Consider the following 19,853-nt stretch of genomic DNA (forward strand, 5'->3'; position numbering starts at 1 on the left):
AGCATAATTTCACCTTCGAATAAGGAAACTAGAAATAAAAAAGGTGATGGAAATGCAAAAATTATATGTGATTTTATTGATTGGTGTTATCTCCGCGCTAATGCCACTGGAAATATCTGCAGCAAGTTATGGCTGGGGTTATAAGAAAGCAACAGATCATCAGCCGCCCGAGGTTGGCAAATATAAAGCCATTCTGGATAAGTACAACAGTATTTATCTAGATCCATCTGGAGACAAACATGTATACCTGACATTTGATAATGGTTATGAAGCAGGATTTACAGAACAGATTCTGGATGTGTTAAAAAAAGAAAATGTCCCGGCGACGTTCTTCTTAACAGGACATTATGTGGAAGACAAACCTGATTTAGTAAAGCGGATGTTAAAGGAAGGCCATATTATTGGCAACCACTCAGATACTCATAGAGATTTTACCAAATTGTCCAAAGAAGAGTTAAAAGAGGATATTGAAATATTAACGAACAAGTTAAAAAAAGTGGATAAAGATGCAGTGGTTCAATATGTTAGACCTCCAAAAGGAACCTTTAATGAGCAATCATTGCAATGGGCAAATGAACTTGGCTACACTCATGTTTTCTGGTCTTTGGCTTTTGTTGATTGGAATGAAGGACAGGAAAAAGGCTGGGAATATGCATACAACCAAGTAATTGACCAAATTCACCCTGGAGCAATTATCCTAATGCACACAGTTTCAGAAGATAATGCAGATGGATTGGCACCAATTATTAAAGAACTGAAAAAACAAGGATATAAATTTAAAAGTTTGGATGATTTAATGTTGAAAAACTTACTTCCAAAAGAAGTTATTGGACTATAAAAAACTTGGCGGGATAGAACCGCCAAGTTTTTTTATTCTTCGTCATCTAATAAACGATAAGCCATGCCAAATAGTACAAGCTGGCTGTCAACTAGAGGTTCCGTACTTTGATCTTTAACATGAGTATAACTGCCATCACTGTGTTGTATTCTCATTTTCGCTGTATCATGCAACATAATATTTAATAATTCCAGCACTCTTGATTTAATTCGGCCTTCAAATAATGGAAACATGAGTTCAACACGCTTTACCATATTACGTGTCATTAAATCTGCAGAAGACAGGAACAGTTTCTCTTCACCATTATGATGGAAGTAATAAATCCGGCTGTGTTCTAAGAACCTTCCAACAATACTTCTGACATTGATATTTTCACTAATTCCGTTAATACCTGGTTTTAAACAGCAAATTCCGCGAATGATTAAATCGATTTTCACTCCAGCTTGGGATGCTTCGTAAAATTTCTGAATTAATGGTTTGTCTGTTAAAGAGTTCATTTTGGCAATAATTCGGCCATTTCCATATTTCTTATGATAACTGATTTCTGCATCGATGTATTGAATGATATCATTACGGATATCGAATGGTGACATGGATAGATGGTGGAATTCAGGTTTTTCCGTATACCCACTCAAATAATTAAAGAAATTAGTAGCATCTATCCCGAATTTCCGCTTTGTGGTCAGGTAGGACATATCAGTATAAAATTTAGCTGTCTGGTCATTATAGTTGCCTGTTCCTAAGTGCACCACACGTTCTATATGATTGTTCGTTCTTCTGACAACTAATGTTATCTTACTGTGTGTTTTTAAAGAAATCATTCCATAAATAACATGGCACCCTGCCTTTTCCAGCATTTTTGCCCATTGCACATTATTCTCTTCATCAAACCTTGCCTTTAATTCTACAAGAACAGTTACTTGCTTACCGTTTTCAGCAGCCCTTTTAAGCCCTTCTATAATTGGAGAATCTCCACTCACCCGATACAATGTCTGTTTAATTGCCAAGACTTCCGGGTCATCAGCTGCCTCGCTTATTAAATCGATAACGGGTGCAAATGATTCATATGGATGATGGAGAAAGATATCCCTTTTCCGCACCGCCTCATAAATAGTTTCATCTTCATGAATGTCCTGTGGCGGCTGAGGGATTAATGTCTGATAAACCAGATGTTCATAATCCTTTTTCAAGGTGCTGTAAAAATCAGCTAAAAAAGTTAAGTCTAATGGGCCGTTGATAATATACAGGTCCTTATGATGAATTTCCAGGACGTGTAAAAGAAATTCAATCATCTGCGGATTTTCTTCCCGTGCATCTACTTCTAGACGTACAGCTGCGCCCCATTTCCGTTTTTTAAGTTCTTTTTCAATTTCCTTCAGTAAATCACGTGCACCTTCTTCATGGATTTCCATATCAGCATTTCTTGTAATCCGGAATGTTGTCGTTGATTTTACTTTATACCCTTTGAAAAACTTGCCGATATAATAGCTTATAAGATCTTCCAGTAATATAAATTGGTTAGAGTCTTCAATGCGAATAAATCTATCTAACAATACCGGTACCTGCACAATAGCTGTTCTCAGCTGATCAGAGTCTAAATCTAATAAATCCTCTAATTGTACGGCTAAATTAATTGATTTATTCAGCAGCATTGGAAAGGCACGATACGCATCAATTGCCATTGGCGTTAATACAGGAAATATATGTTCATCAAAGTAATTTTCAAAATTATTTAATTGCGTATTTGTTAAATCACTTATGTTTAATATCTTGATTCCAGCTTCATCAAGAGGGGTTGTTAAACTTCGGTATATATCATACTGTGAATCAACTAATTGATGGTTGAATTTCGATATTTTTGATAACTGTTCTTTTGGAGTAAGGCCGGATTTATTATCTTTTCGATTAAAACCAGCTTTTACTTGATCCTTCAGTCCAGCAACTCTTACCATGAAAAATTCATCTAAATTTGATGAAAAAATAGAGAGAAAACGAAGTCTTTCCAATAGAGGATTACTCTCATCATCTGCTTCACCTAGTACTCTTTTATTAAAAGATAACCAACTTATCTCCCTGTTATTATAATAGGAAGGCAGTCCAAGTTCTTTGTCTATTTCATTTGTTATCATTGTTAATCATCCTTTTTTGCAGTTTAATGAAAGTCTTTTAATAAAATGCATAATGTCGAATATACAAATTACCCTACTCTATCATAACTTTATTAAAAGGAACTTTTGTTAATTCAGTGTAAAAAATTGTAAATTAAAACTTTACATTAACCGGAATAAACTGGAGCTCCACTTCATTTTTAGCTAGTTTTTCTAAGTGTTTTTTTTGTTTTTCCGCTTGATACTCTTCTGGTTTCCAGTCACCGTCACAATAGAATGTAAATAACAGCTTTTTTTGTCTTTTCTGAATTTTTATATCCTTCACTACTTGTCTTTTTGTTGCATCAAGGCAATATGTGAATTTTAATATTGCACCAAGATGGCAGAGTTTTTTCCGTTCATCTTTCAAAAACCAGCTTTTGTATGGTTGAATAAATTGTTTGAAGACAGTCTTATTCTTATAGGAAGCAATCAATGCCAGCATAAGCCTTTCTCTGTGCATTAGTCCATCAATCGTTCTGTTTGCCAGTAAATAGAAGGTATGCTGAGCGCTCGCTTCGGCATCAATATATTCACCTAAATGGCACAAGTAACTAGCTCGTTTAATGAGATCCCAGTCATTTTTGTCAAGATGAATAATCCCATTCTGTTTTAAAAAGGTGAAAACTTTTCTCGTTAAATACTGAACATGCATAATTTGTTCCGGTTCGAGATTATAATCATTAATTAATTCTTGAATACTATCCTCTAACACATTAGGAAAAAGGATAGAACCCATCTCCTTTGACAGTTGTTCATAAAAAACTCCATCACGAAGTCCCTTTCTGCTTAGGATGAAACAATCAGCTTGGACTGCCTGGTACAATGTATGAAAAACTTGAATGGCAGGAATGATAATATCAGCACGATCTTTTGACAAACCTTCCACTTTTGCCAGTTTCTCTGGCTTTAACGAGGTTAAGTAGTTACTAACCATTTGGATATCGGTTCCATACATTTTATACTGATGTAGTCCTGCAAGCGGATATTTTTTCATATTCTGATCAATCTGAACTAAATTACGTGCACTTCCACCAATGGCAATTAGAGGTACTTCGCAGTTGATTAGCCAAGGCAGTGTCCGGAATTGTGTCATTAAATAATGATGTAATTGTTCAAGTTCTTCATCTGTTGGTATTTCTGCAGCGAAGAATTCCTTAAGTGTTAAGGCTCCGAATGGAAAGCTGTGTGCGTGAACCAATTCTCTATTTTCAAAATAAGTAACCTCAGTACTTCCCCCACCAATATCTACGGTAATTCCTGTTTCTATTGATGTAGAATTAACTACAGCTAAGTAACCATAATATGCTTCTTCTTCTTCTGATAGAATCCTGATTGTTAAACCTGTTTCTTTTTCTGCGATAGTTTTAATGGCTTCTTTATTGTTAGCTTGTCTGATTGTTGCTGTTGCTACACAGATTACTTCTTTAAGGGAATATACTGATAATACATCTTGAAAGCTTTTCAGTGTGGAGACTAGTTTATTAATTCCCGGATCAGTCAGATCATTATTTGGACCAAGAAAAGTACGCAGTCTGGCAACTGCTTTCACATTTTCTACTTCTTTTAAACGCCCGCCTTTTTCCTGAAGATAAATGACAAGACGCATGGTATTTGATCCGATATCGATAATTGCATAATACTGTTTGTTCATATCATATCACCTGGTTTTCCTGTTGGGTTTTTAGTACGATGGAAAGAAGAAATAATGGATCTTATCCCTCTCCAATTCTTTATTATTTTGTATTATTATACCATAACACAAGGGATACAATGAAGGAGGAGTTATGATAGATACGTTGTTTATATCTATGCATTTGCTGAGAAAAATATTATTTACCATGATGAATGCTTTCGTGAAGCAATGGACAGTTTAAACCCCTCCGGGCGTTCACTGATGATCAGTGGGGGACTTGGGAACCCCCATTGATCAAAGTCTCACTTTATGTCCCGGGAATGTTGAAGAAAGCATTATGGAACTATTAAGATGTTTTAGGTCTTGATGAAATATTAATTAACAGGTCCTGGTAGTTTTTAGCTGTTTTCTTGTCACCTAAAGCCATATAACACTTTTGTAAATATTGCAGGGGCTTTTGGTCATCTGGCGATAATTCCATTTCCCATTCAAAACATTTAATTGCCTTATCATATTGTTCTAAATGGAAGTATATTTCACCAAGGGCAAATTGCTGATCAGGATTCTGTTCAAGTTGTTTCATATTTCTGAGTTTCGTTGTTATAGCTAATTCACTTTGACCCAGATAATCTAATATTTCAGTCACGGAAATGTATTGTAATAACTTTTTCATACAAAAGTGAACTAATTCTTCCATCTTTGGCCGGTTATCATGGAAGCTAGTAAGAATGTAAGAAAACAATTCCTGCTTATACTGCAAAAGGACTTCCCCATCGACATTCAGTAACGCTCGTTCGAAAGCTTCCAGTTGTTCTTTATTATCTGTAACTAAAATAGTTGAAATAATTGCTTTATTTGCCTGATTTTCTGAGAGTTTGAGCAAGATTCTATCAGACATAGGGTCAAGCTTTAATAACTCTTCCCAGAAAGAAGCAGCAATATCAGGACATTTAAATTTATCTAAAAGGGCTTCGAAATGGTCTAATTCATTAGGATCGAAAGGGGGAATCTGTTTTTTGAATAATTGATAACTAAAGGCTAGAGCATCGAACCATCGCTCTTCCTTATTGTAATAGTGGAGTAACTGGTTGATTGCCGTTTTTGAGTTAATGTGGTTAGCTGCGGCAGCTTCAATATAGAGCGTATCTTCCCATTTTGCAACCATTTTATCAAACTGTTGATATGCATCCTGGTATTTTTGGAAATCCATATGATGAAGCATGTCTTTGGCAAAACGGTCATGTGGACGAATTTGTACATAGTTAATGATTGTTCGGTAAGCAGTTTTCATTTGACCATTTCTGCGGTATTGATAGAATATTTTTTTGCAAAGTGCGGTTATTTTTTTATTATCAAGAAAATTATCAAACATAGAAAGCACGTAAAGCATCTCGATATCTGTATACTTTTCTTTAAGATTCTGGAACATTTGATTGGAAGAAGAGACTCTGTATTTCTTATTGTTACTGAGAAACATTCTGGTGAGAGGATTAGTGGAAGAATATTGAGTACCATAGGTAAAAGATGTTTTGAGAAAAGACTGGAGTTGAATTGCATTCAGTTTCTTTGCGTTAATAAACTTGTTTTTATAGAAGAGCGCAATATAATATTGGTTGTTTGCATCGGTCATTTCCACAATCTTGGCCTGTTTGTATATTGTAAGCTGTTTTACCTTCATCTTTATATCTTTTTTATGATGGGTAAGCGTGATAATTGCCATTGTCGCAACAACTCCTTTTTTCTTGATAGATCTATCATAACATATTCAATTTAGTGGTGAAAGGGCGTAGAAATGTAAATTGTCTGTTAAGTTTATTACAAATACACTTCATTCGTTTTGTGCTTGTGATAAACTGTAAGAAAAAAATTAGGGGGATACTAAGTTGCTTAAAGAACTTATCTGGTCCATATTAATAGCTTTATTAATTGTACTGATCCCGTTTGGTGTAGTTATATAGATAAAGAAAAGGCCAATCTGTCCAGCACGGCAGGTTGGTTTTTTTGTCTGCAATATTACGAAATAATACGCACAAAAAAATTTGAGCATAGTACTTGAAAGTCAAAAAAGGTCAAAGTATAATATGAATTAGAAAAGGTCAAATATAGTCAAAGTCAAAAATAGAAATGACCTTAATAATTGAAGGAGGAATACCTATATGAAATGTCAACATTGTGGAATTCGTCAAGCCAATATTAACTTTAGCCTTCGATTTAATGATCAAACACAAAATTTGCAAGTATGTGATACATGCTTTCATGATATTAAAAACCAAATGAGCCAGCCATCTAACATGTTTGGAGGCCAAGGATTTGATTCCTTTTTCTCAGGACAGGCAAATGGTTCCGGTCAAACTAATACTAAAACATATACCAAAAATGGTCGTGGAAATGGATTAATTGACCAGCTTGGAAAGAACTTAACAGATGCTGCAAGAGCAGGTCTGATAGATCCGGTAATTGGCCGGGATAAGGAAGTTAAACGTGTCATTGAAACATTAAATCGCCGGAATAAAAATAATCCAGTTCTTATTGGTGAACCTGGTGTAGGGAAAACAGCGATTGCAGAAGGACTAGCATTAAAAGTGGCAGAAGGAAATGTTCCTTCCAAACTGTTGAATAAAGAAATTTACATTCTGGATGTTGCTTCACTAGTTGCAAATACTGGTGTAAGAGGTCAATTTGAAGAAAGAATGAAGCAATTAGTCAACGAATTGCATGACCGTCAAAATGTGATTTTATTCGTTGATGAAATTCATTTATTAGTTGGTGCAGGTTCTGCAGAAGGATCACAAATGGATGCAGGAAACATTTTAAAACCAGCTCTGGCTCGCGGTGAACTGCAATTAATTGGTGCAACCACATTGAAGGAATATCGCCAAATCGAGAAAGATGCCGCATTAGAACGACGCTTTCAGCCAATTATGGTCAAAGAACCAAGCTTGGGAGAAGCAGAGCAAATTTTAAAAGGATTAAAAGAGCGTTATGAAAATTATCATAAAGTAACTTACCCTGAAGAAGTACTTCATGCTGCCGTAACATTGTCTAAACGATATATTCAGGATCGTTTCTTGCCAGACAAAGCAATTGATCTTATTGATGAAGCTGGTGCAAGACTTAACTTGGAAGTATCAGAAACTGATCATGATGCATTACAAAAACGCTTAGATGAAATTACGAAAGAAAAAACGGAAGCAGCAGAACAGGAAGATTACGAACGAGCAGCTAATTTAAGACATCAGGAAATTAAATTAGAGCAAAAGTTAGCTGATACAAAAGAAGCACCAAAAGCGGAAGTAACGGTGGAAGACATTCAATTGATTATTGAAGAGAAAACAGGGATTCCAGTCCGTAAAATTCAGGCAGACGAACAGTCTAAGATGAAGCAATTAGCCGCAAACCTGTCAGCGAAAGTTATTGGACAACAAGTTGCTGTAGATAAGGTGGCCAAAGCTGTCCGCAGAAGCCGTGCAGGTCTGAAAGCTAAACAGCGTCCAATTGGTTCCTTCTTATTCGTTGGTCCAACAGGTGTTGGGAAAACAGAATTAACCAAAGCCCTGGCTCAAGAGCTGTTTGGAACAAAAGATGCGATGATCCGACTTGATATGAGTGAATATATGGAAAAACATACAGTATCTAAGATCATCGGTTCACCACCAGGATATGTAGGACATGAAGAAGCAGGTCAATTAACAGAGAAGGTTCGTCGTAATCCGTACAGCTTAATCTTGTTAGATGAAATTGAGAAAGCTCATCCTGATGTGCAGAACATGTTCCTGCAAATTATGGAAGATGGCCATCTAACAGACAGCCATGGCCGTACAGTCAGCTTTAAAGATACTGTGATCATTATGACAAGTAATGCGGGAACTGGTGCGAAGAAAATCACTGTTGGTTTTAATAGTGACAACAATGAAGCTGTTTCTATCCTGGAAAACTTGAGTGACTACTTCAAACCGGAATTCCTGAACCGCTTTGATGCGATTATTCCATTTAATGAATTAGCACAGGAAGATCTGTTGCAAATTGTTGACTTAATGTTAACAGACCTATCTGATCAGTTAGCAGAAGAAGGACTAAGTATGGAAGTTAGTGAAGATGTGAAACAATTCCTTGCTGAAAAAGGTTATGATCCACGTTTTGGTGCACGTCCATTACGCCGTGTGATTCAAGACAAAGTGGAAGATGGAATTACAGATATTTTATTAGAAGAAGAAAATGTTCAACAAATCAATATCACATTCGAAAATGATGATGTTGTTGTGAAAAAAGCATAAGTTAAGATAATCAACCCCAGCTGAGTAAATCAGCTGGGGTTTTTTGATGAAAAATATATTAAAACTATTTTGCCGTTTTACAGTCTAATGTGTAACATATTATTTGCAGGGAAGGGGGCGGGATAATGAAAGATGTTAATAAAAAGGATTTTCGTAAAAATGAGGATGCTTTTGTTGCAGTGATAACGGAGTATCGAGAAGACCTGTTCCGAACTGCTATTGCTTTTTTGAAAAACAAGGAAAAAGCTTTGGAAGCAATTCAGGAAGTGACCTTTCGAGCTTATAAAAAACGAAGGCAGTTAAAGGATTTAAAATATGTGAAAACATGGTTGATTCGGATTATGATTAATTATTGTAACGACGTTCTAAAGAAGGATAAAAATATATCAGCAGAGCGATCCATAGATAAACCAGTAATGGATAACCATCATAGAATATGGCTGGACGATGCTTTGAAAACATTAAGACAAGATGAACAAGAACTTATTTATTTCAAATATTTTTACGAAATGACTTTTCATGAATTGGCTGAACAGTTAAACATACCTGAGAGTACAGTGAAAACAAGAATATATGCAGCACTTAAAAAATTGAGAAAAGAGTTGGACATTGATGAAGAAGGAGGGGTGTTAAAGTGAGTAATAAAGAAGAACGTGCATTGCAGGAATGGAAAACTCAGACAAAGGAGCATGATGTCACGACAAGCGATCTAGACCAGGCGATTGAACTGGGTATGGGAAAAGTAAAAAAACGAAATAGAAGAATCAAGCAGCAGCTTGGTGGTATCATTTCTATGGCAATATTAATTGTATCTTTAGTTACTTTAGTTAACGTCTCACCAGTTTTCGCAAGCCAATTAGCCAAAATACCCGGGATGGAAATGATTATTGAGCTTGCAAAATGGAATAAGAGTATACAAACAGCTGTAGAAAATGACTATTATCAATCAATTAACAAAACAGTAACAAAAGGGGACTTATCACTGACAATTGATGGTGTGATTCGGGATGAAAATGGTGTAGTTGCCTTTATTACATTATCAAGTGATAAACAAATTGGATCACCAAGAGTCGAACAAATAGAATTGCGAGGGTCAAATGGAGAAGAAATAAAAAGTAGTGCAATTACCTATCCAACCTTTGATCATAAGGAAAATAATCAATTCAGAAGTATATTTACTGTTCTTGCAACAGATGAGAGTATTTCTTGGGATAGTTTTGAAATGGATGCTGAAGTTAGTGCAGTGGAAAAAGAAGATGATGGAGTTGGTAATGTTTTAAAGGAAGAGTTTGTTATTCCATTTGATGCTGAAAATACGAGTGAGTCGATTCACTATAAAGTAGATAAAGTGGTCAGTATCGAAGGACAGAAGATAAATGTGAAATCAGTAACTATCAGACCGCTAAGAGTTGAAGTTGAGTTATATGCAGATCCAAATAACACGATGCAGATTTTATCAATTGATGACCTTGCATTAATTGATGAAAAGGGAGAGGTATGGAGCAGTGAAAACGGAATAATTGCCTCAGGTTCTATTGATAGGCCAGGCTATAAAGTCTATCTGCAAAGTAACTATTTTGAAAACCCTGAATCTTTATCACTCACATTTTCTAAACTTCAAGCAGTGGAAAAAGGAAAGGACTATATGAGGTTTAATTTAGCAACAGATGAAATTCTTTTTGACCCGTATGGGAAGTTTTATGATATGAACTATGAAAATCATTGGCTGCATATCTCAACAGACGATACAAATGAAATTCCTGCTTCACCTTTTGGCAGTATATTTGATCAAAATGGAAATGAAATTAAACAGGAACAATCCAGCAGTTCCTTTAGATATGAGGATGATTCCATTATATATGGAGAATCTATTTATACAGATGAAGACATTATTGATGTGAAATTAACCTCCTATCCTCATTGGATTAAAGAAAAAGTAACAATCCCGTTAAAATAAAGAAGCACAGACTTGCTAATCGTTTTTTAGCAAGTCCGTGCTTGTATAAGATGAATTAATTTTATTATATGAGTATTTTTTGAAATGATTACTGAAACATTACTTTAAATGTTAAAAAAACAAATGTGATGAAATTAGGGTTTTTCATTTTTTTTCGTTTCATTTAAAATCCCCTCCGTTTTTATTAACTTAATATATAAGAAGAATAGCATGGAAAAATGGTCGAAGAAATAATGTTGTAAGAAAATGTAACCGATTATATTGATGAAAAGGTTAGTTACAGTAGTATATTAGAGAATGGTATTGTTTTATTTTGGGTATAGTAAAAGAGGTATTTTCGTAAAACAGTCGTTTTTGTTGAATTTTATAAGGAATAATTTAAAACATTATAGAAAGAGGAGGGCCTTAGTATGATCAAGCAAGATGAGGAATTTGCACAACTCAAAAAAGTAATCGTATGCCCGCCGGATCATATGGCAATCAGAGAAATAATTAATGCGACACAAAGGCATTATGAAAATGACAATATAGACATACAGCGTGCAAAAGAAGAACATAAAAAATTTGTCCAGGCTTTAGAAGAGAATGGCGTAGAAGTTATATCATTGGAACCAAATGAGAAATTTAATGAACAAGTGTTTACAAGAGATATTGGTTTTACGATAGGAGACACAGTTTTTATTTCGTATATGGAAAAGGATATTAGAAAGAAAGAAGTGGAAGTATTAACAGCATATTTAGATAAAAACAACCTCTCCTACCACAGGCTGAACACTCCAGCGATTGAAGGTGGAGATGTTGTTGTTTCAAATGATTATGTATTTGTAGGTGTAAGTACCCGAACAACAATGGAAGCCATTGAAGCGCTGCAATCTCAGCTTTGTGACAGAAAGGTTGTTCCACTACCGATTCGTAAGGATATTTTGCATCTTGATTGTGTGTTTAATCTGGTTAGTGAAAAAGAAGCACTGATTTATTCTCCTGCGTTCAATAAGGAGGATGTAGCATGGCTAAGTGACAAATATGACTTAATAGAAGTATCGGATAAAGAGCAATTTACGCTAGGAACTAATGTCCTTTCAATTGGTAACAAAAAAATCATCGCTTTACCGATAAATCCCAAAGTTAATAAAGACCTGACGGATCGTGGATATCAGATAATAGAAGTTCCTTTTTCAGAAATCATTAAATCTGGTGGTTCTTTCCGTTGCTGTTCCATGCCAATTGTCAGGAGTTAAGAAAAGGATGGGACAAAAGTCCAGACGATACAATTCGTCTGGATTATTTTATTTTTGAAAACACATTTTTAGAAAAGAGCCTCTTGGTTATTTTCTTAGTGAAATTGGGAAAACCAATAGTAAGAAATGAACATACCATACTACAAATGGAAAGCAGGTGGAATAGATGAAAATAGGTGTCCCTAAAGAATTGAAACAAAGTGAAAATCGAGTCGCACTGACTCCAGCCGGTGTAATGGCTTTAACAAATTTAGGTCATCAAGTCAATGTAGAGACAAATGCAGGGATGGGCAGCGGGATTGGCGATGATGAATATCAAAAAGCGGGAGCTATCATCGTTCCAACGGCAAAGGAAGCATGGGATCAAGAGTTAATTGTGAAAGTAAAAGAACCTCAGAAAGAAGAATTTGTCCATTTCAGAGAAGGACAACTATTATTTACTTATTTGCACTTAGCTGCAGAACAGGCTGTAGCAGATGCACTGATTGCAAATAAAGTAACAGGAATCGCATATGAGACGATTCAAAACAGGACAGGCGAGCTGCCTTTGCTAACCCCTATGAGTGAAATAGCTGGGCGTATGTCAGTGCAAGTAGGGGTGCATTTCCTTGAGAAGATACATGGAGGAAAAGGAGTGCTGGCTGGCGGTGTTCCTGGTGTAGAGCCCGCTGATATTGTGATAATAGGCGGGGGAGTTGTCGGGACAAATGCTGCCAAAATAGCTGTAGGACTTGGTGCAAATGTTACTATGCTGGATATTAATATTGGCCGTTTGCGTGAATTGGAAGACCTTTTTCAAGGGAAAATTAAGACACTTGCTTCAAATGAGTATAACATCAGAACACAGGTGGAGCGGGCTGATCTGTTAGTAGGGGCTGTCCTTATTCCAGGTGGAAAGGCGCCTAAGTTAGTAACAGAAGAAATGATCCAAACAATGGGAGCAGGGTCAGTTGTTGTTGATGTAGCCGTTGACCAGGGTGGCATAATTGAAACAATCGACCATATTACAACACATGATGATCCAGTTTATGTAAAGCATGGTGTGACACATTATGCTGTTGCAAATATTCCCGGAGCTGTACCAAAAACGGCAACATATGCATTAACCAATGTTACATTACCATATATATTAAAACTGGCGAATTTAGGCTTGGATGAATTAGTGAAAAAAGATCCAGCATTTACGAAAGGATTAAATACGTATAAAGGCAAGATAGTACATGAAGCAGTGGCACAAGGGCTTGACAGAAAGTATGCTGACATTCAGACAATCATTCAATAAAAAAAGATAGAAGAAAATTACTTACTTTACATGATGAAAGAGGTGGAGACATAACAAAAATAGATAAAGTAACTCACTAATGTACTAATATAGATAATGCTAAGTCACCACTGGGGAAAATACTCGCTTTCCGCGGGCGCGGCTTCAACTAACTTGGTAAAGAAAGGCACTTTACCAAGTGGATTTTCAGCTCGTGCTGTTCTCGCTGGAGTCTCGCATCTTCCCCAGCTATTAATGGTTTCCTAGACTAATGTGTGGAACGAATATCAACCTGTAAAGACTGCATCACTTAAGGTAAGGTTAGATACGATTATCTATTCAACCTAAAAGTCTTTCTTCCAAAGCAAAAATCACAAATTAAACAGAGGATGCTAGTTCCTGTTTAATCCCTCAGACGCCTTCAACATCCTCAACAAAACAGCTTATTGAAAAAATGCCAGCTCTTCTTCAATCGCCTGGCGGATTTTCGCAAGTGCTTCTTCCGGTGTCTTACCATGAATTCTTTTGCCATTAACGATGGCATATGGTTTTAAACGGCATAGTCCGCAGAAGTTCAGACAATCATTAATCAGCACTGCAACTTCCGGGTATTCTGACTCGATAATTCCCTCTATATCAATTGTATTCATTAAATTACTGTCACAGATTTCTACAACAACGATTCCGATTTTCATCACCTTCCATCATATCTGTATGATATAAATCACAGATTTTACAAGAATCGTTCTTTAAAATAACTATATAACCAACACTTTGTCAACATATAAGTTTTAGAAGGATAAAAAATCGAAAAAGGTGGTTGGAAGAATGAGCAAAGAACTTACGACAAGAGAGAAAATATTGAAATTATTAAAAAAGTATCAATCCTTATCTGTGAGTGATATAAGAAATTATATCAGCATTACAGAAATGGCGATCCGAAAACATCTCACCAAACTGGAGGCAGATAAATTAATCGATTCAAAAAGTGTCAGACAACCGATGGGCCGGCCGGTTATTTATTATAAGCTGACAACTGCCGGAGAAAGTCTGTTTCCTAAGAGTTATGATGTGATAGTGATGGACTTTTTATCCGACATTGAAGCAACAATGGGGGAAGAAGCAATTGAGCAATTGTTTGAAAATCGTGAAAAAAGAATGCGTAAGAAATATCAGCGCCAGATCTTTGAAGAAGATACAATAGAGGAAAAAGTGAAAACATTAGTAAAAGTGCAAAATGAAAGTGGCTATATGTCCGAATTTCAGGATGAAGGTGAACAAACATTAGCCTTCTCGCAATACAATTGCCCGATTGCAGCAATAGCGAGCAAATATGATGCTCCGTGCGAGAGCGAATGGAACCTTTTTAAGACTGTGTTGGGAACGGAAAAGATTGAGCGAGTGGAGTGCATAGCAAAAGGCGGAAATGCATGTAAGTATATTGTGAAAAAAAGAAGTGACAATTGAAAAAAGTCACTTCATAACAGAAATGGAAGCAAGCCTGGTACAATCATGGAAACGATAACGGAGCTAATGGTCATGGATAATGCACTAACTGCACCTGCTAATTCACTATCCTCCAGTGCTTTCGCTGTTCCAATGGCATGGGATGCTGTTCCAATTCCTAATCCTCTCGCAATAGGGTGTTTAATCCCCCCTATTTTCCACATCACTGGACCAAACATTGCCCCGCCAATACCAGCTATCATGACAAAAACAGCAGTCAAAGACATGCTTGCGCCAACGGTATCAGAAATACTTAATGCTACTGGTGTAGTAACTGATTTAGAGGCTATAGCGGCAATTATAGAATCATCAAATCCTGATAAAAGGGTGAGAAATACACCACTTAAAATACCGACAAGAGATCCAATTAAAATACCGGTAAAGATAACAGTGGCATATTGTTTAATAAGGTGTCTTTGCCGAAATAAAGGCAGGGCGAGAGCTACAACCAACGGCCCGAGCAGATGATCTATCCATTGCCCGCCTAGCATATAGGTCGAATAAGGAATATCTGTCCAAATTAAAAACATTACAAGAGTAAAGGAAGTTATCATAATTGGCAAGGTAACTGGTGAAGGTATGATACTATATATTTTTTTGCTGAAGAAATAAAGAACTATTGTCAAAATAAGAAAACCGAGACCTATAAAAAAATTAATCATTTCGTACCTACCTCTTTTTGGAGCAATTTATCTGCAATAAAGCTTGTTGTTAAAATAACGACCATTGTACTGATAAAAGTGATGAATAGAATAAAACTGCCTTTTCCTTTGAAGAAATCGAGAAATTCTATCACTCCGACAGTCACCGGTATAAAAAACAGCGGCATATCCTTGATTAGCAAGTCAATCCCATCTTTAATCAATTTTTCAGGAATAACTTTTGTTACTAATAAAACAAAAAATAGCAGCATGCCAATGATGCTACCAGGGATTGTTAAATGAAAAAACGATTGAATTGTTTCACCTATAAGATTAAACAGAAAGAGAACACTGATTTGCAAAATAATTTTTATGAACTTCATCATAACTAATCCTCCAACACAATAAAAAAAGCCTAAACGATTTTTTGAGAACTACTACATAGTACAACAAAATCGTTTAGGTGACAAAATATTCACATTGCTTCTTCGCCTTCTTTGGCAGTTTCCTGGTGGGCAAAGTAACAATCTCTTGTAATGACATATAAGTCATAAATGGGATCATCTATTGAGGCCTGATTCACTTTTTCATATACATCCGGGTAACTCTCATTCGCATACATGACAAACGGAACCTTTAGAATCGCCTTTGAGGAACGAAGATTGGTTTTGCGTATTTTAATAAAGATTGCTTCAATAGGGTGATCATAAAAAAGCTCGCTAAAAAAAGCATCCTTTGCCAGTTTATTATAGCCTTTGCCGAAATATGGCTGACCGATCCATGTAGCAAGAAAACCTGCTCCATTCTCAATATCAAATAAGTTAATTGTTCCGATCGGATTGTACCATTCATCCATAATTGTGCGGGATATTAATTCTCCATTTTCTTCTGCTTCCATTGTCTTTTTAGTGAGGAAATAAAATTCATCACTGGAATATACCTTATGTCTTACATATGGAAAGACTTCCGGGTGTGTCATTAATTCGTAAAGTGCAGGTGCATCTTGTAATTCTCTTTTTTTAAGCATAAAAAAACCCTCCTGTTTAATGGAGGATGTTATGGAAAAAGGCAGGTTTACCCCCTGGTACCGTTCCACTCACCCTCGAATTTTTATCAAAAAGCCACAAAAATTCGGGGTGGGAATCGAACCCACTAGAACCAGCTTCATGCTGGTGGCGCACCATTTGCCTTCCCTTTATGTCGACAACTTACTGTTTCAAAAAATCTATTCTTATCTTACACAATTACTGTATATGTTGTAAATAGATTTTTGCTAAAAAATAATAAAAAAATCAAAGAAATTTGAAGTAATATTAAGAAATCTTAATATATATTACATTAGATTAATAATTCGTAAAATTTTGAGCTAATATGGACGTATTTGGCTTAAAAAACTAAATTATTTGAATATTTCAACTAATGCTTCTCTTACATTGGGATAGTTAAAACGGTATCCCAGTATCATTGCTTTTTCTGGTACTACCTTCTGTCCTTTTACAACAAGTATACTCATTTCACCCAGGAAGAGTTTAAGGATAAAACTTGGAACAGGTAACCAGTCTGGTTTACGAAGAACTTCAGCCAACGCTGATGACATTTCCTTATTGGTAACAGGATTAGGGGAAGTTACATGCATCGGCCCCTCAACCTGCTGATTATCTATAGCGAAAATAATCATACCTGCAACATCCTTTATATGTATCCATGACAGCCATTGATCTCCTGTACCAATTCTGCCGCCAGCATATAACTTGAATGGCAGGGCCATTAATGGCAAGGCACCTTCTGAACCAAGTATCACACCAAAACGGGCGATAACAGTTCGAACTCCTTCTGCTTTTGCTTGTAAAGCTGTTTTTTCCCATGCTGTCGTAACTTCAGCTAAAAAATCGCTGCCAGGCTCTGTGTTGTCCTCTGTAAAAGTCTCGTCTTTTGAGGTTCCAAAGTATCCGACAGCAGAAGCGCTTACTAACACTTCCGGTTTCACATCCATTTGTTTTATCAGTTCATTTATTTCATATGTAGCATTTATTCTGCTTTGATATATTCGGTCTTTTTTTGATTTTGTCCAATAACCAAACAGTGAGTCCCCTGCAAGATTGATAATGGCATCAAGATGGGGAAGTTCTTCTGCTGGCCGTGTACCTTCTGTTAACCAGCCTACATAGTTTACTTTATCAGTATTTTGATATTTTTCTGGACTTCTTGTTAAGATATAAACAGTATCGCCTCGATCGGTTAATTTCTTCGTTAAATTCTTTCCGACATAACCAGTACCGCCAGTTATAGCTATTTTCATAATGGTGACCTCCCTGTATATTAATTGAGGAACAGACGTTTGTATGGTAAAATGGCAATCAGAGGTGAAGATAATGCCCACAATTTCAAAAATATCTGTCCAAAAAAAGAATAAGCAACGCTATAGTATTTTTCTAAAAGATCAGCAATCAGAATATTATGCATTCAGTATTGATGAAGACTTGCTTATCTCCTATCATTTGCATAAAGGCCAGGAAATATCGCAGGAGTTAATTGATCAGATTCAGGAAAAAGATGCCTCATATAAAGTGTATACCCTTTCTATAAAGTTTTTAAGTTATCGAATGAGATCTGAACAAGAATTAATTAATTATTTACAAAAGAAGGACATAGAAATTACCTTTATTAAGGAAGCAGTTCACCGGTTAAAACAGGAAAACCTGCTGGATGATCATGCTTTTAGTGAGGCATTAGTCCGTACAAGGGTGGAAACTTCTGAAAAAGGTCCGTTAATGGTGAAAAAGGAGTTAATAGAAAAAGGAATTGACCAGTCTGTTGCAGAGCAAGCATTAGAACACTTTCCATATACAAAACAATATGAGAAAATAGCAAAATTAATTAAGAAAAAAATGAACCGCACATCAAAAAAGTCGTATAAACAGCAAATTGATAATATGAAACAATCTCTAATCCAAAAAGGTTATTCTCTAGGCGTTATTAGTGAAGTGTTACAACAGATGGATACTGAGATAAATAAAGACGAAGAATATGAGGCCATTGTATATCAAGGAGAAAAAGCACTTGAAAAATACAAAAAGAAAGATACAGGTTTTCAGCTGCAGCAAAAAGTAAAAGCCAGCTTATTTCGTAAAGGATTTGACTCTGAGTTAATCCAGCGGTTTATAGAAGAATATGCAGAAAGAGAAAATTGACCATTCCCCAGTCTAAAAAGAAGAGGAATGGTCAAAGATCAGCTCTTTACAAGGTCTGAAATATGATCAATTGCTTCATATACATCATTTACAACATGTGCTGCTTTTTGCTGGACTGGTGCTGGAGCTGTTGACATCGCGAAACTGTATGGCGTCATTTCAAACATTGGAATATCAATATAGGCATCACCAATCACTGCAATCTCTTCTGTTTCAATGTTTAAGTGGTTAGCAAGCGCATGAAGTCCTGCCGCTTTACTGACACCTTTAGGAACAATGTCTAAGCAGCGGGGATCAGACAGATATGTTTCGATATGGCCTGCAAAATGGTCTCGTAACTCACTCTCAATGGTTACTAAATCCTGCTCCTGACCAATCATCATATATTTACTTGCATGAATCGTCTCACCATATTGATCTAGAAAATCAATCCCTTCCACTAATGGGAAATAGAGAAAATTCTCCAATGCTTTCATTTCTTCTGAAATCTCAGAGATATAGAGTTCGTCATTTGTCGAAACACAAAGCGGATTTTGGTATGTAATCAGTTTTTCGTGGATTGCTTTACTATTAGGAATATCGAATGTTTTTGCATAAATAGAGGCATTATCTCTTGTTTGGACAAATGTGCCGTTCTGACTGATTCTATGTGCAGTAAAGTCTATTTCTTTACATATTCTTAAAATGTCTCTATCTAATCTCCCTGTTGCAATAGCAAAGTCTATTCCGTTACTTGTTAATTGCTTTATCGCTTTTATATCCTCTTCTTTTATTACATTCTCTTTTTTCAGCAAGGTACCATCTAAATCTGTTGCGAATAATTTTACCATCCTGTTTCCTCCTCTATATGGTTATTATAATCTTTCTTACAGGTAATTTCGATAAACTCGATTATAGAGGATGTTCAAAAAGCCATCAAATGATAAGCGGCGAATCTCTTCGTTGGTTTGCGAGTGTGCTTCTCACGTATTCAACCCATACGTTCCGATGCTCCTCACTGCACCGCCTCGATCTTCTTGCTTCTAATTTGCCGGCTTTCTGAACTTTTACTAGTAGAGGATGTTCAAAAAGCCATCAAATGATAAGCGGCGAATCTCTTCGTTGGTTTGCGCGTCCGCTTCTCACGTATTCAACCCATACGTTCCGATGCTCCTCACTGCACCG

General features: G+C 36.1%; 17 protein-coding genes. 8 read left to right on the forward strand and 9 right to left on the reverse strand.

From position 1 onward, the window contains the following. Nucleotides 1-52 precede the first annotated feature (52 nt). Nucleotides 53-838: a delta-lactam-biosynthetic de-N-acetylase gene (pdaA, locus tag F9U64_RS15190; RefSeq protein WP_153405432.1), complete on the forward strand. Its 786-nt coding sequence runs from the start codon at nt 53-55 to the stop codon at nt 836-838. A 32-nt stretch (nt 839-870) separates the two neighbouring features. Here pdaA and F9U64_RS15195 read toward each other — a convergent pair whose 3' ends face one another. The 3 genes from F9U64_RS15195 to F9U64_RS15205 all read right to left on the reverse strand — a co-directional run bounded on the left by F9U64_RS15195 (nt 871) and on the right by F9U64_RS15205 (nt 6,341). Further along, nucleotides 871-2,967 (reverse strand): RNA degradosome polyphosphate kinase, encoded by a 2,097-nt coding sequence (locus F9U64_RS15195; protein ID WP_153405434.1) that lies wholly within the window; start codon nt 2,965-2,967, stop codon nt 871-873. 133 nt (nt 2,968-3,100) lie between these two features. Further along, complete coding sequence (locus F9U64_RS15200; RefSeq protein ID WP_153405437.1) at nt 3,101-4,639, reverse strand: Ppx/GppA family phosphatase; 1,539 nt, start codon at nt 4,637-4,639, stop codon at nt 3,101-3,103. A 328-nt stretch (nt 4,640-4,967) separates the two neighbouring features. Further along, nucleotides 4,968-6,341, reverse strand: a complete 1,374-nt coding sequence (locus F9U64_RS15205) for a tetratricopeptide repeat protein (RefSeq protein WP_153405439.1) — start codon at nt 6,339-6,341, stop codon at nt 4,968-4,970. A 436-nt stretch (nt 6,342-6,777) separates the two neighbouring features. Between F9U64_RS15205 and F9U64_RS15210 the strand changes: the two genes are divergently transcribed. From F9U64_RS15210 to ald, 5 genes are all read left to right on the forward strand, one after another. Further along, entirely contained in the window at nt 6,778-8,895 is a 2,118-nt protein-coding gene (locus F9U64_RS15210; RefSeq protein WP_153405442.1) for an ATP-dependent Clp protease ATP-binding subunit, read from the forward strand. A gap of 125 nt (nt 8,896-9,020) precedes the next feature. Further along, nucleotides 9,021-9,533, forward strand: coding sequence for an RNA polymerase sigma factor (locus F9U64_RS15215; RefSeq protein WP_153405445.1), 513 nt, complete (start codon nt 9,021-9,023; stop codon nt 9,531-9,533). Then, entirely contained in the window at nt 9,530-10,852 is a 1,323-nt protein-coding gene (locus tag F9U64_RS15220; RefSeq protein ID WP_153405447.1) for a DUF4179 domain-containing protein, read from the forward strand. The genes F9U64_RS15215 and F9U64_RS15220 overlap by 4 nt, the downstream gene beginning before the upstream one ends. Before the next feature lie 410 nt (nt 10,853-11,262). Next, on the forward strand, nt 11,263-12,090 hold the full coding sequence (locus F9U64_RS15225) for a dimethylarginine dimethylaminohydrolase family protein (RefSeq protein ID WP_153405451.1): 828 nt from the start codon (nt 11,263-11,265) through the stop codon (nt 12,088-12,090). Nucleotides 12,091-12,256: 166 nt separating this feature from the next. Beyond that, nucleotides 12,257-13,372: an alanine dehydrogenase gene (gene ald, locus F9U64_RS15230; RefSeq protein WP_153405454.1), complete on the forward strand. Its 1,116-nt coding sequence runs from the start codon at nt 12,257-12,259 to the stop codon at nt 13,370-13,372. A gap of 422 nt (nt 13,373-13,794) precedes the next feature. Here ald and F9U64_RS15235 read toward each other — a convergent pair whose 3' ends face one another. Beyond that, on the reverse strand, nt 13,795-14,040 hold the full coding sequence (locus tag F9U64_RS15235; RefSeq protein WP_153405485.1) for a YuzB family protein: 246 nt from the start codon (nt 14,038-14,040) through the stop codon (nt 13,795-13,797). A gap of 139 nt (nt 14,041-14,179) precedes the next feature. Between F9U64_RS15235 and F9U64_RS15240 the strand changes: the two genes are divergently transcribed. Further along, a complete protein-coding gene (locus F9U64_RS15240) occupies nt 14,180-14,818 on the forward strand; it encodes a helix-turn-helix transcriptional regulator (protein ID WP_153405457.1) in 639 nt (212 codons plus the stop codon). A gap of 11 nt (nt 14,819-14,829) precedes the next feature. On the opposite strand, the gene F9U64_RS15245 is transcribed toward F9U64_RS15240, so the two are convergent. From F9U64_RS15245 to F9U64_RS15260, 4 genes are all read right to left on the reverse strand, one after another. Further along, nucleotides 14,830-15,519: an LrgB family protein gene (locus tag F9U64_RS15245; protein ID WP_153405460.1), complete on the reverse strand. Its 690-nt coding sequence runs from the start codon at nt 15,517-15,519 to the stop codon at nt 14,830-14,832. Then, entirely contained in the window at nt 15,516-15,884 is a 369-nt protein-coding gene (locus F9U64_RS15250; RefSeq protein WP_228275747.1) for a CidA/LrgA family protein, read from the reverse strand. The genes F9U64_RS15245 and F9U64_RS15250 overlap by 4 nt, the downstream gene beginning before the upstream one ends. A gap of 89 nt (nt 15,885-15,973) precedes the next feature. After that, nucleotides 15,974-16,525 carry a GNAT family N-acetyltransferase gene (locus F9U64_RS15255; RefSeq protein ID WP_153405463.1) on the reverse strand — a complete coding sequence of 184 codons (552 nt, stop codon included), beginning with the start codon at nt 16,523-16,525 and terminating at the stop codon, nt 15,974-15,976. A 372-nt stretch (nt 16,526-16,897) separates the two neighbouring features. Then, complete coding sequence (locus F9U64_RS15260; RefSeq protein ID WP_153405466.1) at nt 16,898-17,797, reverse strand: TIGR01777 family oxidoreductase; 900 nt, start codon at nt 17,795-17,797, stop codon at nt 16,898-16,900. Nucleotides 17,798-17,870: 73 nt separating this feature from the next. Between F9U64_RS15260 and recX the strand changes: the two genes are divergently transcribed. Then, complete coding sequence (gene recX / locus F9U64_RS15265; protein ID WP_153405468.1) at nt 17,871-18,689, forward strand: recombination regulator RecX; 819 nt, start codon at nt 17,871-17,873, stop codon at nt 18,687-18,689. A gap of 38 nt (nt 18,690-18,727) precedes the next feature. On the opposite strand, the gene F9U64_RS15270 is transcribed toward recX, so the two are convergent. Then, nucleotides 18,728-19,519 (reverse strand): HAD family hydrolase, encoded by a 792-nt coding sequence (locus F9U64_RS15270; protein WP_153405471.1) that lies wholly within the window; start codon nt 19,517-19,519, stop codon nt 18,728-18,730. Between the last annotated feature and the right edge of the window lie 334 nt (nt 19,520-19,853).

The organism is Gracilibacillus oryzae (assembly GCF_009498735.1).
Lineage (GTDB): Bacteria > Bacillota > Bacilli > Bacillales > Amphibacillaceae > Gracilibacillus > Gracilibacillus oryzae.

Excerpts from the sequence above, each read along its gene's own strand:
- F9U64_RS15195 (WP_153405434.1), bottom strand. The coding sequence starts at position 2,967 with ATGATAACAAATGAAATAGACAAAGAACTTGGACTGCCTTCCTATTAT.
- F9U64_RS15245 (WP_153405460.1), bottom strand. The coding sequence starts at position 15,519 with ATGATTAATTTTTTTATAGGTCTCGGTTTTCTTATTTTGACAATAGTT.
- F9U64_RS15240 (WP_153405457.1), top strand. The coding sequence starts at position 14,180 with ATGAGCAAAGAACTTACGACAAGAGAGAAAATATTGAAATTATTAAAA.
- F9U64_RS15255 (WP_153405463.1), bottom strand. The coding sequence starts at position 16,525 with ATGCTTAAAAAAAGAGAATTACAAGATGCACCTGCACTTTACGAATTA.
- F9U64_RS15250 (WP_228275747.1), bottom strand. The coding sequence starts at position 15,884 with ATGATGAAGTTCATAAAAATTATTTTGCAAATCAGTGTTCTCTTTCTG.
- F9U64_RS15270 (WP_153405471.1), bottom strand. The coding sequence starts at position 19,519 with ATGGTAAAATTATTCGCAACAGATTTAGATGGTACCTTGCTGAAAAAA.
- F9U64_RS15225 (WP_153405451.1), top strand. The coding sequence starts at position 11,263 with ATGATCAAGCAAGATGAGGAATTTGCACAACTCAAAAAAGTAATCGTA.
- F9U64_RS15215 (WP_153405445.1), top strand. The coding sequence starts at position 9,021 with ATGAAAGATGTTAATAAAAAGGATTTTCGTAAAAATGAGGATGCTTTT.
- F9U64_RS15260 (WP_153405466.1), bottom strand. The coding sequence starts at position 17,797 with ATGAAAATAGCTATAACTGGCGGTACTGGTTATGTCGGAAAGAATTTA.
- ald (WP_153405454.1), top strand. The coding sequence starts at position 12,257 with ATGAAAATAGGTGTCCCTAAAGAATTGAAACAAAGTGAAAATCGAGTC.
- F9U64_RS15200 (WP_153405437.1), bottom strand. The coding sequence starts at position 4,639 with ATGAACAAACAGTATTATGCAATTATCGATATCGGATCAAATACCATG.
- F9U64_RS15210 (WP_153405442.1), top strand. The coding sequence starts at position 6,778 with ATGAAATGTCAACATTGTGGAATTCGTCAAGCCAATATTAACTTTAGC.
- F9U64_RS15205 (WP_153405439.1), bottom strand. The coding sequence starts at position 6,341 with ATGGCAATTATCACGCTTACCCATCATAAAAAAGATATAAAGATGAAG.
- pdaA (WP_153405432.1), top strand. The coding sequence starts at position 53 with ATGCAAAAATTATATGTGATTTTATTGATTGGTGTTATCTCCGCGCTA.
- recX (WP_153405468.1), top strand. The coding sequence starts at position 17,871 with ATGCCCACAATTTCAAAAATATCTGTCCAAAAAAAGAATAAGCAACGC.